Source organism: Pseudomonas inefficax, from assembly GCF_900277125.1.
GTDB classification, from domain to species: domain Bacteria; phylum Pseudomonadota; class Gammaproteobacteria; order Pseudomonadales; family Pseudomonadaceae; genus Aquipseudomonas; species Aquipseudomonas inefficax.
On record NZ_OPYN01000123.1, the window covers coordinates 106504 to 120197 of the forward strand.

Below are 13694 nucleotides of genomic sequence, written 5' to 3' on the forward strand. Positions count from 1 at the left end.
TCCCTTAACCGCGTGGCGCCTGGGCGCTGGCGACTTTCACGTTGTTGCCCGCCACCTTTGGCGCCGGGTTGCTGGCCTCCAGGGCCTGGCGCTGCTGGGCGAGGGCGGCGAGGGTCTGCTCGCTGGCCATCGGTGTCTCTTGCGGGGTGACCGGTGAGCCAGGGCGCACGCGCTGCAGGCCCTTGACCACGATGCGGTCGTCCTTGCCCAGGCCGCTGCGCACGATGCGCAGGCCTTCCAGCTTCGGCCCCAGCTCGACAGCGCGGTAGGCGGCCTTGTTGTCCTTGTCCATGACCAGCACGAACTTCTTGCCAAGGTCGGTGCCCACGGCTTCGTCGTTGATCAGCACGGCCTGGTACTGGGCGCTGCCTACCAGCTTCAGGCGTGCGTACAGGCCTGGGGTGAACTGGCCATCGCTGTTGTCGAACACCGCACGGCCACGGATGGTGCCGGTACGCGGGTTGACCTGGTTGTCGACGAAGTTCATCTGGCCCAGGTGCGGGTTGCCGGTTTCGTTGGTCAGGCCCAGGTACACCGGGGTGCTCTGGCCACGCTGGCCTTCGCGGGCCAGCTGGGTGTACTTGAGGTACACGCGCTCGTCGGCGTCGAAGTAGGCGTACACCTTGTCGGTGGAGACCACGCTGGTCAGCGGCGTGACATCGGCGGTGACGATGTTGCCGGCGGTGAACTGGGCGCGGCTGACGCGGCCGCTGATGGGCGCGGTGACACGGGTGAAGCTGAGGTTCAGGCGTGCCAGGTCGAGCTGCGCCTGGATCGCGTCGACCCCGGCGCGGGCTTCGGCGGCGGCGCTGCTGCGCGATTCGGCCAGCTCTGCGGAAATGGCATTGCTGTCACGCAGGCGTTCGCCACGGCGGGCTTCGTTGGCGCTGCGGATGGCGGTGGCCTTGGCTTGCTGTAGCTGGGCTTCGAGGCGGCGGACCTCTGCCTGGAACGGGCGAGGGTCGATCTGGAACAGCAGATCGCCTTTCTTGACCTGGGCGCCTTCAGTGAAGGCCACCAGATCGATCTGGCCGGACACCCGTGGGCGTACCTCGACGGTTTCCGGGGCTTCGAGGCGGCCGGTGAACTCGTCCCATTCGTTGATCGGTTGCTCGATCACCTTGGCCACACTGACCTTCGGCGCGGCGGGAGCCTGCACCGCGTCGGGGGTTCGACCGCAAGCGCTGATCACCACCACTGCCAGGGCAGCGAGGGGGAAGCGCAAGGGTTTGAGTGATTGTTCCATGGAGAACTCCGCCAATGTATTAGTAGTGGGCGGAGTGTGAGTGTCTTGCGCGTGATGCACGAATCGAACGGGCCGAAGGTTATTATCACGATGAATGATATGTGAGGATCAGTCATCGATTTTGGGCATGTTCGCAAGCGATCCGCTTACCCTGTGGGAGCGGCTTCAGCCGCGAAGAATCCAGCGCGGTGCATGGCACCGGCTGCGCCGGTGTTCGCGGCTGAAGCCGCTCCCACAGGAACCCTGCTGATTCAACAAGTCGTATGCAGTTCCGTGACAGCGGCGCGCTTGGTCCTGCAGTGGCTACTCAGTGAATGCTCGAGGCCAGTTCGAAGATCGGCATGTACATCAGGATCACGATCAGGCCGATCAGCAGGCCGATGAAGGTCATCAGCAGTGGTTCGAACAGCTTGACGAACCATTCCACCCAGCGGCCGATTTCCTGGTCATGGAAGTCGGCGCAGCGCTCCAGCATCTCGCCCAGGTTGCCGGACTGCTCGCCGGCCCGCAGCAGGCGCAAAGATACCGGTGTGACCAGTTGCCCCGCTTCCAGCGCGTCGGACAGCGGCAGCCCTTCGCCGACCCGCTGGCTGGCGTGTTCCAGGCCTTGGGCCGCCGCGCTGCCGAGCAGGCCGCGGGCCATGCCCATGGCGGTGAGGATGGGGATGCCGCCTTGCAGCAGGATGCCCAGCGAGCGGTAGAAGCGCGCCAGTTCGTACATCATCAGGCGTTGGTGCAGTGCAGGCAGGCGCCGCAACTGGCACGCTGCCCAGCGCCGCACCCGTGGCTGGCGACGCAGCAGCCACAGCGTCGTGACCACGCCGACGGCGCCCAGCGCCAGCGGCAATTGCTGGGCATGCAGGAACAAGCCGATCTGCATCAGCAGCCGAGACAGCCAGGGCAACTCGGTGCCCATGCCCTCGAATACCTGGCTGAAACGCGGCACCACGTAGCCAAGCAGGAACAGCACCACGCCACCGCCCACCAACAACAGCAGCAACGGGTACACCGAGGCGCCCACCAGCTTCTGCCGTACCAGGTCCAGGCGCTGGCGGTAGCTGATGTAGCGGGCGAGGGCGTCGCCCAGCGCGCCGGTTCGCTCGCTGGATTGCACCAGCGCTACGTACAGTGGCGGGAACACCCGTGGCTGCTGGCCCAGGGCCTGGGACAGCGAGCGGCCTTCGTACAGTTGGCGGACCAGTTCGCCGAGCACTTTGCGCGTTGCGGCAGCGGGGGCCTTTTCGGCCAGGCTTTCCAGTGCGTCGATCAGCGGCAGGCCGGCGTTGAGCAGGGTCGAAAGTTCCTGGCTGAACAGCACCAGGTCAAAGCTTGCTTCACGGCGCCAGGCCATGCCGCGCAAGACGCCGCCGTGGCCACGCAGGGTGAGTACGCGCAGGCCCTGGTCCTCGGCCTGGCGGCGAGCCTGGTCGGCGTCCTCGGCGTCGATCTGCAACTGCACCACACCCTGCCTGCCCAGGGCCTTGAGGCTGTAGCGCATGGCCGTTCTCCCTACTGCCAACTGGTGATTTCGGCGTTTTCCCCGTCGCCACCGGGCTGGCCATCCTTGCCCATCGACAGCAGGTCGTACTCGCCGCCGTTTTCGCCAGGTTGCCGGTAAATGTACGCGCGGCCCCACGGGTCCTGCGGCACGGCCTTCTGCAGGTACGGGCCAGTCCAGCGCGCTTCGCCACTGGGGGCGACCACCAGGGCCTGCAGGCCTTGCTCGCTGCTGGGGTAGTGGCCGACTTCCAGGCGGTACAGGTCCAGCGCCTTGCTCAGGCCCTCTATCTGCGCCCGCGCCACTTTGGCCTCGGAGCGGCCGAGCTGGCTGAAGTACTTGGGCGCGACGATCCCGGCCAACAGGCCGAGCACCACCAGGACTACCAGGAGTTCGAGCAGGGTGAAGCCACGTTGGGGGTTGGTTCTGCGCTGCATGGTGAAGCCCTCCGCTGCATGGAGACAAGCTTTTGGCAAGCCCCATGCAACAGCCGTGCACGCCTGCGCTGGCGCCTTGCATCATGCGGCATGCAAAGCGGCACAGTGCTTGCGTCGTGGTCATCGACCTCGGGTTTTCCGGGGTATATCCCCCAACATCGGGGGTACCACGAAGAGGCGACCGACATGCGTGGACTCATTCTCGGTTTGATCTGGCTGGTGGCAGGTGCTGCCCAGGCCGATGTGTACATTTCCATCGACGCCAAGGGCAGCTACATACTGACCAACGTCCATCGACCGGGGCGCCTCTATGAAACGGTGATCAGCGAGCCGAAGGCCCAGGCCGGCCCGGCCAACGCGCAGCTGATCACCGGCCGCCCCTATGCCAAGCTGGTCGCCGCCGCGGCGCGTACCCATGACGTCCCCCCGGCGTTGCTGCATGCGGTGATCAAGGCCGAGTCCGGCTACAACCCCAAGGCCCGTTCGCCGGCGGGCGCGGTGGGGCTGATGCAATTGATGCCGGATACCGCCCGCGAGATGGGCGTGGAAAACCGCCTGGACCCGGAAGACAACGTGCAGGGCGGGGCCCGCTACCTCAAGCGCATGCTCGACTTGTTCGACAATGACATCACTCTGGCCGTGGCGGCCTACAACGCTGGCCCGGATGCGGTGTTACGCCGTGGCGCGGTACCGCCATTCGCCGAGACTCGGCGCTACGTTCCCAATGTGCTGCGCGAATACCGCAGGTTGCAGGGGTTGGTGGGGGATTAGCCTTTATAACTGCCTTTAAATGCTGGCGCGGTCGCTGTGGGAGCGGGTTTACCCGCGAAGAATGCGACGCGGTGGATGGCACCGGCTGCGCCGGTGTTCGCGGGTAAACCCGCTCCCACAGGGATCGTGGGGGCATTTGGATTTTTGCAAGGCAGGTACATTCACCGCAATGACAGAAACCATACCCTTCGGCGGATGCCACCAAGCCGACCCAATGGTTTCCCCAACTCTGGGCTATAACCTTCTGAAGGTGCCCAGTTGTGGAGTCCGTCATGGACATCGCCCCTCGTTCCGACGCTATTGACGTACCCGCCGGTAACGAACTGGCCACCCCACGCAAGCCGTTCAACCTGCTGCGCTGGTACGCCTGGGTCAGCCTGGCCATCATCCTCTCGGTAGCGGTAGGGCTGGGGTTGATTTCCAGCCGTTTCATCATCGACGAAAGCATCGAACGCGATGCCTTGCTCACCGCACAATTCATAACCTCCATCGCCGATGCCGAAGTGCGCCATGTGTCGATCCCCAATGTGCGCACCATGGGTGAACTGCTTGACCCGCGCGTCGACCGCGCCAACCTGCTCGACGTCGACCCGGACGCCCGGCGCAGGGCGCGTGGCGAGTTTCTCGACCACATCGCCCACCTGCCCGACATGCTGCTGGCCAACATCTATGCCCCGGACCGTACGGTGATCTGGTCCAGCAACCCCGCACTGGTCGGCAAGCTGATCGAAGGTGATGACGACCTGGAGCAGGCCTTCGAGTACAAGATGCGAGTCTCGGCCAGCTACCACAACTTCGAGCAGGCCCGCGCCGAACAGAAGTTCGTCATCCCACCCGAGCAGTTGTTCATCGAGAACTACATTCCACTGTTCGATGCCGATGGCGAGCAGGTCACGGCGATGGTCGAGATCTACAAGGAGCCCCATGACCTGATCGTGCGCATCGAGCATGGCCTGATCCTGATCTGGCTGGCGATCACCGTCGGCGCCGGGCTGGTCTATGTCGGCCTGTACGGCATCATGCACCGCGCCGCGCGCCTGCTGTCGGTGCAGCAGAAGCGACTGATCAGCAATGAAACCTACGTGGCATTGGGTGAGGTGTCTTCGGCGGTGGCCCACAGCCTGCGCAACCCACTGGCCAGCATCCGTTCCAGTGCCGAGCTGGCCCAGGCATTCGACGATGGCCCGGCGCAGCGCAATGTCAACGATATCATCAGCCAGGTCGACCGCATGTCGCAGTGGATCCGGCAGATGTTGCAGTCGTTGCGCCCGCTCAACGATGAGGCAGTGGCGGTGGATTTGCCGCTGGCATTGCAGGAAAGCCTGCAGACCTACGCGGTGCCGCTGGCGCGCGGTGGAGTGAGCCTGGACCTGCAACCTGTACCGGCGGTTCAGGTGCTGGGGCACCCGGTGTTACTGCGGCAGATTTTCAGCAGCCTGATCGCCAACGCCCTGGAGTCGATGGAGCACGGGGGGCGGTTGCGTGTCGAGGTGGTGCGTCACGACCGGCGTAACCTGACCCTGCGCCTGTCCGACAACGGCAAAGGCATGAACGAAGAGCAGCAGCGCATGGCCTTCCGGCCTTTCTTCACCACCAAGCAGGGTGGGCTGGGTGTGGGCCTGGTGTTGGTGAAACGCATCATGGAACGCTTCGGTGGCGGCGTGCGGCTTAGTAGCAGTGAAGGCCATGGCACCAGGGTTTCGCTGAGTTTCCGGCTGGTCAAATGATGCTATTTGACATAAGAAAGCTTGTATAAGATTTTGTTTATAAAGGATTTTGTCTTTTTTGGGTGAAAATCCCCAACTATGGGGAATTAACCTCCATACCGATTTAGAAAAGTTCAGTAAAGCCATGATTTATAACGATTATTTAGATAGTCAAACTGGCTGGTAGGGTTCTTGCAGTGTGGCAGATGGAGCGCAACACACGACCAATGGCAGCTGCGGCTGCACGGGTGGAGTGCTATCAATTGGCTACTGTTCGTCGCCTCGAGGCATTTCTGAACGGACGTCCTGCGCGGGAAGCACGCAATGCAGATGCTGGATAATGAGGTTCCCGACAAGGCCAGTACCAGCGCCAGCGGTGCGGCGGTGCCATTGCGCGAATTCAATCTGCTGCGCTGGTTTTCGGTTATCAGCCTGCTGATCATCGCCTCGGTGGCGGGCGGGCTGGGTTATGTGTCGACGCGTTTCGTGGTGCGCGACAGCGTCGAGCGCGATGCCATGCTCACCGCCCAGTTCATCCAGGCCATGGCCCAGGCCGAAGTGCGCCATTCCCAATTGCCACCGGGCACCACCATGGGCGAGTTGCTTGACCCGCGGCTGGACCAGCAGCACTTGCAGTTCACCCCGGAGCTGGCTGAATCGACCCGGGTCGAGTTCCTCGACCATGTCGACCACCTGCCCGACACCTTGCTGGCCAACGTCTATGCACGTGACCGAACCATTGTCTGGTCGACCAACCCGGAGCTGATCGGCAAGCGCATCGAGGCCGATGGCGACCTCGACCGCGCCTTCCGCTCGCGCAAGGCAGTGTCGGCCAGCTACCACCAGGCCGAGGATGACCGCGAAGAGCAGAAGTTCCAGCGTGAACCGCGCTACCTGTTCATCGAGAACTACATCCCGCTGTTCGACAGCCAGGGCGAGCAGGTGCTGGCCATGGTGGAAATCTACAAGGAACCGCAGGATCTGGTTCGGCGCATCCAGCGCGGCTATGTGTTGATCTGGGCATCGACCCTGGTAGGCGGGGCGCTGGTCTACTTCGGCCTGTTCTGGATCGTGCGCCGCGCGGCGCAGCTGCTGCACCTGCAGCAGGACCGGCTGGTGGCCAGTGAAACCTATGTGGCCCTGGGCGAGATGTCTTCGGCGGTGGCGCATAGCTTGCGCAACCCGCTGGCGAACATTCGCTCCAGCGCCGAACTGGCCCAGGAAATCGCCAACCCCGCAGCGCAGAAGAACATCACCGACATCATCAGCCAGGTCGACCGCATGTCGCGCTGGGTGCGTGACCTGCTGGTGTCGCTGCGCCCGAGCAGTGACGAAGCCGAGGCCGTGGACTTGGTGACCGCCATCGAGGACACCCATCTGGCCTTCGCCCAGCAGATCGAACGCAACGGTGTACGCTTTTGCTACGAAGGCCCCGGGTCACAATGGGTGGCCAGCCAGCCCCTACAGCTCACGCAGATTCTCAATACCCTGTTCTCCAATGCCCTGGAAGCCATGCCCGAAGGCGGCATGCTGCGCGCCCAGGTCAATGTGCAGGATGGGCAGCGTGCCGAGTTCGTCCTCAGCGATACCGGCAAGGGCATGAGCCAACAACAGGAACGGATGGTGTTCAAGCCGTTCTACACCACCAAGCAGGGCGGCCTCGGCGTAGGCCTTGCCCTGGTGAAACGCATCATGGAGCGTTTTGGCGGCTCGGTCAGCCTGAGCAGCCGCGAAGAGGAAGGAACCCGCGTCAGCCTCACATTCAATATCGCAGCGGGAGGGGACCATGGAGCACAGCATCCTGGTAGTCGAGGATGATGAAATTCTCGCCGACAACATTCGCACCTACCTTGGCCTCAAGGGCTTCGAGGTCACCGTGTGCCACAGTGCGGAGCTGGCGCTGGAGCAGATCAAGCGGGGCCAGCCCGATGCGGTGCTGACCGACAACTCGCTGCCGGGCATGAGCGGGCATGACCTGCTGCGTACCTTGGTGGCGCAGGTGCCGGACCTGAAAGTGATCATGATGACCGGCTACGGCAATGTGGAAGATGCCGTGCAGGCAATGAAGGAAGGCGCCTTCCATTACCTGACCAAACCGGTGGTGCTGGCCGAGCTCAAGCTGACCCTGGACAAGGCACTGGCTGCCGAACGCATGGAGCGCACGTTGTCGTTCTACCAGGAGCGCGAGGCGCAGAAGTCCGGGTTGCAGGCGTTGATCGGCGAATCACCGACCATGCTCACGCTCAAGCACACCCTGCGCCAGGTGCTGGATGCCGAGCGGCGCATGGCCAGTGACGACCTACCACCGGTGCTGATCGAAGGCGAGACCGGTACCGGCAAGGAGCTGGTCGCCCGCGCCCTGCATTTCGATGGTTCGCGTAGCAAGGGGCCGTTCATCGAATTCAACTGCGCCTCGATCCCGGCCAACCTGCTGGAGGCCGAGCTGTTCGGCCACGAGAAAGGTGCCTTTACCGATGCCAAGGAGCGCCGGGTGGGCCTGGTGGAGGCTGCCGATGGCGGCACCTTGTTCCTCGACGAGATTGGCGAGATGGACCTGGTGCTGCAGGCCAAGCTGCTCAAGTTGCTGGAGGACCGCAGTATCCGCCGGATCGGCGCGGTAAAGGAGCGCAAGGTCGACCTGCGGGTGATCAGTGCTACCAACTGCAACCTGGAGCAGATGGTGCAGCAGGGCAAGTTCCGCCGCGACCTGTTCTTCCGCTTGCGCATCATTGCCTTGAAGGTACCGCGCCTGTATGCCCGCGGGCAGGACGTGCTGCTGTTGGCGCGGCATTTCCTGGCTCATCATGGCCGGCGTTACGGCAAGCCGAACCTGCGCTTTTCCGCCGAGGCGGAAAACCTGATGCTCGGTTACAGCTGGCCAGGCAATGTGCGCGAACTGCGCAACATGCTGGAGCAGACCGTGCTGCTGGCACCGAACGAGGTGGTGCAGGCGCACCAGCTCAATCTGTGCATGACCCTGATCGACGAGCCGCTTGTGCAGCAGGCGGCGCCTGCAGTGTTCGAAATGCCCCGGCACGAACCCGAGCCCGGCACCAGCCTGCCGGACATGGAGCGCGACCTGGTATGCAAGACCCTGGATCGCACGGACTGGAACGTGACCAAGTCGGCGCGCATGCTCGGGCTGTCGCGGGACATGCTGCGCTACCGGATCGAGAAGCTGGGGCTGACCCGGCCGGACAAGCGCCAGTGGTAGCATCAGGTAAAGGGGCCGTACAGGCCCCTGTGGGAGCAACTGTCTTACTCAATTTCTAAAGGCTGGCGCGATCCCTGTGGGAGCGGCCTTGTGTCGCGAAAGGGCCGCAACGCGGCCCCGAGATTGATGCGCAACAGTTGGAATTGCTGGGGCTGCTTTGCAGCCCTTTCGCGACACAGGGCCGCTCCCACAGGGATTGCGGCAACTTTTGGAGTTTGAGCAAGACAGTTGTATCCACAGGTCCGCGAAACATTCAGGATCGTTGATCAACGCTGATTATCGGCTGCCCCCTGCCGCCCGGTACCTTCCGAACCACTGCCATCCATCCCCGGCAAATCCCGGTTGTCATTCTGTTCAGCTGGCGGGCTGTCCGGGTCGTTGCCTTGTATGCGCGGGTCGGTGTCCCGCGGCATGGGCTTTTCGATCGGGTTGAGGGTACTGTCCGCGCCCGGCTTGGGCGCCGGGTTGTGCGGGTCGTCGGGGTAGGTGGGGCCGGTGCCGGCAGCCATGGCAAATGGCGCGGCGAGCAGGGCAATCAGCAGGATGCTTGAACGGGGCATGGCAGACTCCTTTGCTTCGGGCAGGGCTGATACTTCCCTTCGGCCCTGCCCGAAGCTTCAAGGTGCCATTACCCCGATCAACGGTTACACCACCAGCGACAGCAACATGATGAAGATGATGCCGACGATCGACAGGATGGTCTCCATCATGCTCCAGGTCTTGAACGTTTCCGCCACGGTCATGTTGAAGTACTGCTTCACCAGCCAGAAGCCGGCGTCGTTGACATGGGACAGGATCAACGAACCGGCGCCGGTGGCCAGTACCAGCAGTTCACGGTTGACCCCCGGCACCAGGTCGATCACCGGTGCCACGATGCCCGCGCCGGTGATGGTGGCAACCGTGGCGGAGCCGGTGGCGATGCGGATTACCGCGGCGACCAGCCAGGCCAGCATGATGGGCGAAATCTCCGCTTGCACGGCCATCTGCCCGATCACGTTGCCCACACCGGTGTCTACCAGCATCTGCTTGAAGCCGCCACCTGCACCCACGATCAGCACGATCGCCGCAGTTGGTGCCAGGCTCTGGTCGAGCATCTTCATGATCTGCTGGCGGTTGAAGCCACGGGCCGAGCCAAAGGTGTAGAAGGCCAGCAGCAGGGCAGCGAGCAAGGCGGTGATGGGGTGGCCGATCAGGTCCATCCACTGGCGCACGATATGCTCGGCCGGCAGTACCACGTCGGCGAAGGTTTTCAGCAGCATCAGCACCACCGGCAGCAGCACGGTGACCAGGGTGATGGTGAAGCTCGGCAAATTGCCCTGGTCGGACTCCTTGGCGATCTGGTCCATCAGCTCCTGGGACGGGTTGCCCGGGATGTAGCGGGAAATGAAATTACCGAACAGCGGACCGGCGATGATGGCGGTAGGCAGCGCCACGATCAGGCCATAGAAAATGGTCTTGCCGATGTCGGCATGGAAGATGCCGATCGCCAGCAGCGGGCCCGGGTGCGGGGGCACCAGGCCGTGCACCACCGACAGGCCGGCCAGCAGCGGAATGCCGATCTTGATCAGCGACACGCCCGAGCGCCGGGCGACGATGAACACCAGCGGAATCAGCAGCACGAAGCCGATCTCGAAGAACAGCGGGATACCGACCAGGAAGGCGGCGAACATCATCGCCCAGTGCACGTTCTTCTTGCCGAAGGCTCGAATGAGCGTTTGCGCGATCTGGTCGGCCCCTCCGGAGTCGGCCATCAGCTTGCCAAGCATGGTGCCCAGGGCGAGCACGATGCCGACGAAGCCCAGAACGCCGCCGAAACCGTCCTGGAACGACTTCATGACCTTGGCCACCGGCATGCCGGAGGTCAGGCCAAGGAAGCCGGCCGCGATGGTCAGGGCGACGAAGGGGTGGACTTTGAAATGGGTGATCAGCAGGATCAGCCCGACGATGGTAACCAGCGCGTCGAGCAGCAGGAAGGTATCAGTAGCCAGTCCGAACATGGTTTGAAGGCCTCGGTCTTATCGTTGTTTTGGCGTAGCTTTTTTGCAACTTTGCTTGCGCTTGCGGGGCAGGGTAGCGCTGTCTTGGGTGAGCCGGGAAAGCCGCCGGGGTCAGGCGGTTTGTGCCAGGCCCGGCTCACCGCGGCCCTTTAGCCAGCGGTCCACCTCATCAGCAAGCGCTTCGATGGGCTTGGTGGCGTCAAGCGCGATAGTCAGGGGTTCGCCGTGTGGCGGCTCCAGGGCAGCGAACTGGCTGTCGATGAGGCTCGCCGGCATGAAATGCCCGGGGCGGGCCAGCACGCGTTTTTCCGCCTCGGCGGGTGACAGCTCGAGGAATACGAACACCAGCCCGGGCATGGCACCGCGCAGGGAGTCGCGATAGCGGCGCTTGAGGGCCGAACAGGTCAGGATTGGACGCTCCCCGGCCTGGGTCGTGGCTTGCAGCTCCTCACCAAGACGCACCAGCCAGCCGGCACGGTCGCTGTCGTCCAGGGGGATGCCAGCGCTCATCTTGCGGATGTTTTCGGCAGGGTGGAAAGCGTCGCCTTCGATCAGGCGACCGCCGCTTCGGGCGGCGATGGCAGCGCCGATGCAGCTTTTGCCGCATCCGGCCACGCCCATCACCACGATGGCGGACAGGGGAGAATTCATCAGTACCTCCTGCGGGGGAGATAGCGCTGTCTCGTCGTCGACGAACAGCTTCCTCCCCTGTGTTATTGATCTTGTCCTTACGCAGTATGGACGCTTGGCGGCGAGCGCGCGGTGGCTGCTACCAAAGATTACATTGCCTGCGTCCTGAGACAGCGCTACCTTAGTGGCCGTTCCCTTTCCTTGCAAGTAGTAAAATTACAACATTCATGTCTCGCACCGGCTCCCGTACCACAGGTCGTCCCACCCTGGCAGAAGTCGCCAGGCTTTCCGGGGTTTCCCCGATTACCGCCTCGCGCGCCTTGCGCGGGGTCAGCACGGTTGCGCCGGCGCTGGTGGAAAAGGTCGTTGCTGCCGCGGCCAGCCTCGGCTATGTGGCCAACCCGGCAGCTCGCGCCCTGGCGTCGGCGCGCAGCCAGTCGGTGGTGGTATTGATCCCGTCGCTGTCCAACCAGTTGTTCATCGATACCCTGGAAGCCATTCATGAGGTCATGCGCCCACGCGGGCTCGAGGTGCTGATTGGCAACTATCACTACGATCTTGCCGAAGAAGAGAACCTCATCCGCAATTACCTGGCCTACCAGCCCTGCGGCATGCTGTTGACCGGTTTCGAGCGCAGCGAGGCATCGCGGCAGATGCTGGCGGCCAGTGGCGTACCCTGTGTGCACATGATGGAACTGAATGGCGAGGCCGGGGCGTTGTCGGTCGGCTTCTCGCAGCAGCAGGCCGGGCGCGCCGCGGCCCGCCACCTGATCGAGCGGGGGCGCAAGCGCCTGGCGTTCATTGCCGCCCAGCTCGACCCTCGGGTGATGCAGCGTGCCGAAGGGTTCCGCCAGGCGTTGGCCGAAGCCGGCTTGCAGGCGGCCGAGCTGGAAGTGCTGGCGCCGGAGCCTTCTTCGATTGCCTTGGGCAGCGCGTTGTTCAGCCAGCTGTTGCAGCAGGCGCCGGATGTGGACGGTATCTTCTTCTGCAACGACGACCTGGCCCAGGGCGCGGTGCTGCAGGCACTCCGCCAAGGGGTGGAGGTGCCTCGGCAGGTGGCGATGGTCGGTTTCAACGACCTTCCGGCTTCGGCGCACATGGTGCCGCGGCTGACCTCGATTCGCACGCCTCGGGCCGCCGTAGGGCGCGGTGCCGCGCAGGCGCTGCTGGCGTTGCTCGATGGCAAGCGGGTACCGAATGCGCAGCAGGACCTGGGCTTCGAGTTGATGGTGCGGGAGAGTTCCTGAGTTTGTCTTGAGCGGGTGCGGTGGTTTCGAGGCCGAGCGCCGCGCGGGCGGCGCTCGATCTAACAGGCGCCACACAAACCACGACTTACGCCAGGCGATCTATGCTCAGGACACCGCGCATACAGGAGCCGGGCGTCATGTTCGATTTCCACCGCAAGTCCGATCTGGTCGAAATCCAGCGCAGTCATCAGGCCTTGGCCAGCTTGCAGGCCAAGCTGGCGGCGATCAGCCGCTCCATGGCAATGATCGAGTTCACCCCCGACGGCACGATCCTCGATGCCAATGAGCGCTTCTGCCAGGCCATGGGCTACAGCGCCGAGGAGTTGCGCGGCAAGCACCATCGGCTGTTCTGCGACCCGGGCTACGCGAAAAGCGCCGAATACCAGCAACTGTGGCATGAACTGGGGCAGGGCAAAGCCATCAGCGGTACCTTCGAGCGCATCGACAAGGCCGGCCGCGAGGTCTGGCTGGAAGCCAGCTACATGCCGGTAATGGACGAACAGCGCCAGGTCACCAGTGTTATCAAGGTGGCATCCGACATCAGCCAGCGGGTGATGGAGGAGCACGAGAGCGAAAGCCTGCTCAAGGCCATCAGCCGCTCCATGGCGGTGATCGAATTCACCCCGCAAGGCCGGGTGATCAAGGCCAACCAGAACTTCCTCGACACCATGGGCTATCGCCTGGACGAGGTGGTCGGCCGTCATCACGGGCTGTTCTGCCTGGCGCATGAGCGCGAATCAGCCGACTACCGCGAATTCTGGGCTTCGCTCAACCGTGGCGAATACCATTCACACCGTTTCGAGCGCGTCGACAAACATGGCCGGACGGTCTATCTGGAGGCTTCCTACAACCCGATCTTCGACAGCAAGGGCCGCTTGTACAAGGTAGTGAAGTTCGCCAGCGACATCACCCGCCAGGTCAGCACCCAGCAAAGCGCTGCCGATGCCG

11 protein-coding genes and 1 pseudogene are annotated in these 13694 nt (G+C 63.5%); 6 read left to right on the forward strand and 6 right to left on the reverse strand.

The genetic code is table 11. From position 1 onward, the window contains the following. Window positions 1-4: 4 nt before the first annotated feature. The 3 genes from mexE to gspG form a co-directional block, all read right to left on the reverse strand. Complete coding sequence (mexE, locus tag JV551A3_RS14775) at window positions 5-1246, reverse strand: multidrug efflux RND transporter periplasmic adaptor subunit MexE (RefSeq protein ID WP_112252477.1); 1242 nt, start codon at window positions 1244-1246, stop codon at window positions 5-7. A 307-nt stretch (window positions 1247-1553) separates the two neighbouring features. Next, window positions 1554-2744, reverse strand: coding sequence for a type II secretion system F family protein (locus JV551A3_RS14780; RefSeq protein ID WP_133972204.1), 1191 nt, complete (start codon window positions 2742-2744; stop codon window positions 1554-1556). Window positions 2745-2755: 11 nt separating this feature from the next. Beyond that, window positions 2756-3181 carry a type II secretion system major pseudopilin GspG gene (gene gspG, locus JV551A3_RS14785; protein WP_112252475.1) on the reverse strand — a complete coding sequence of 142 codons (426 nt, stop codon included), beginning with the start codon at window positions 3179-3181 and terminating at the stop codon, window positions 2756-2758. Window positions 3182-3367: 186 nt separating this feature from the next. Between gspG and JV551A3_RS14790 the strand changes: the two genes are divergently transcribed. From JV551A3_RS14790 to JV551A3_RS14810, 4 genes are all read left to right on the forward strand, one after another. Next, complete coding sequence (locus tag JV551A3_RS14790; RefSeq protein WP_112252474.1) at window positions 3368-3952, forward strand: lytic transglycosylase domain-containing protein; 585 nt, start codon at window positions 3368-3370, stop codon at window positions 3950-3952. 272 nt (window positions 3953-4224) lie between these two features. Beyond that, window positions 4225-5679, forward strand: coding sequence for a sensor histidine kinase (locus tag JV551A3_RS14800; RefSeq protein WP_133972206.1), 1455 nt, complete (start codon window positions 4225-4227; stop codon window positions 5677-5679). Between the two features lie 303 nt (window positions 5680-5982). Further along, window positions 5983-7476 carry a sensor histidine kinase gene (locus tag JV551A3_RS14805; RefSeq protein WP_133972208.1) on the forward strand — a complete coding sequence of 498 codons (1494 nt, stop codon included), beginning with the start codon at window positions 5983-5985 and terminating at the stop codon, window positions 7474-7476. Then, complete coding sequence (locus JV551A3_RS14810) at window positions 7445-8872, forward strand: sigma-54-dependent transcriptional regulator (RefSeq protein ID WP_133972210.1); 1428 nt, start codon at window positions 7445-7447, stop codon at window positions 8870-8872. The genes JV551A3_RS14805 and JV551A3_RS14810 overlap by 32 nt, the downstream gene beginning before the upstream one ends. 266 nt (window positions 8873-9138) lie before the next feature. Here the strand turns inward: JV551A3_RS14810 and JV551A3_RS14815 are convergent, their stop codons facing one another. The 3 genes from JV551A3_RS14815 to JV551A3_RS14825 all read right to left on the reverse strand — a co-directional run bounded on the left by JV551A3_RS14815 (window position 9139) and on the right by JV551A3_RS14825 (window position 11520). After that, window positions 9139-9432, reverse strand: a complete 294-nt coding sequence (locus tag JV551A3_RS14815) for a hypothetical protein (RefSeq protein WP_133972212.1) — start codon at window positions 9430-9432, stop codon at window positions 9139-9141. Between the two features lie 84 nt (window positions 9433-9516). After that, window positions 9517-10869, reverse strand: coding sequence for a GntP family permease (locus JV551A3_RS14820; protein ID WP_133972214.1), 1353 nt, complete (start codon window positions 10867-10869; stop codon window positions 9517-9519). A 111-nt stretch (window positions 10870-10980) separates the two neighbouring features. Next, window positions 10981-11520 (reverse strand): gluconokinase, encoded by a 540-nt coding sequence (locus tag JV551A3_RS14825; RefSeq protein WP_112252467.1) that lies wholly within the window; start codon window positions 11518-11520, stop codon window positions 10981-10983. 206 nt (window positions 11521-11726) lie between these two features. Here JV551A3_RS14825 and gntR point away from each other — a divergent pair, with 206 nt between their 5' ends. After that, window positions 11727-12746 (forward strand): HTH-type transcriptional regulator GntR, encoded by a 1020-nt coding sequence (gene gntR, locus JV551A3_RS14830; protein ID WP_112252466.1) that lies wholly within the window; start codon window positions 11727-11729, stop codon window positions 12744-12746. Between the two features lie 236 nt (window positions 12747-12982). After that, window positions 12983-13666: pseudogene (locus JV551A3_RS31415) on the forward strand (PAS domain-containing protein); the annotation flags it as partial. Between the last annotated feature and the right edge of the window lie 28 nt (window positions 13667-13694).

Bases quoted from the DNA above. Each gene is read 5' to 3' on its own strand.
- JV551A3_RS14780 (WP_133972204.1), bottom strand. From the start codon at position 2,744: ATGCGCTACAGCCTCAAGGCCCTGGGCAGGCAGGGTGTGGTGCAGTTG.
- mexE (WP_112252477.1), bottom strand. From the start codon at position 1,246: ATGGAACAATCACTCAAACCCTTGCGCTTCCCCCTCGCTGCCCTGGCA.
- JV551A3_RS14815 (WP_133972212.1), bottom strand. From the start codon at position 9,432: ATGCCCCGTTCAAGCATCCTGCTGATTGCCCTGCTCGCCGCGCCATTT.
- JV551A3_RS14805 (WP_133972208.1), top strand. From the start codon at position 5,983: ATGCAGATGCTGGATAATGAGGTTCCCGACAAGGCCAGTACCAGCGCC.
- JV551A3_RS14790 (WP_112252474.1), top strand. From the start codon at position 3,368: ATGCGTGGACTCATTCTCGGTTTGATCTGGCTGGTGGCAGGTGCTGCC.
- gspG (WP_112252475.1), bottom strand. From the start codon at position 3,181: ATGCAGCGCAGAACCAACCCCCAACGTGGCTTCACCCTGCTCGAACTC.
- JV551A3_RS14825 (WP_112252467.1), bottom strand. From the start codon at position 11,520: ATGAATTCTCCCCTGTCCGCCATCGTGGTGATGGGCGTGGCCGGATGC.
- JV551A3_RS14820 (WP_133972214.1), bottom strand. From the start codon at position 10,869: ATGTTCGGACTGGCTACTGATACCTTCCTGCTGCTCGACGCGCTGGTT.
- gntR (WP_112252466.1), top strand. From the start codon at position 11,727: ATGTCTCGCACCGGCTCCCGTACCACAGGTCGTCCCACCCTGGCAGAA.
- JV551A3_RS14800 (WP_133972206.1), top strand. From the start codon at position 4,225: ATGGACATCGCCCCTCGTTCCGACGCTATTGACGTACCCGCCGGTAAC.
- JV551A3_RS14810 (WP_133972210.1), top strand. From the start codon at position 7,445: ATGGAGCACAGCATCCTGGTAGTCGAGGATGATGAAATTCTCGCCGAC.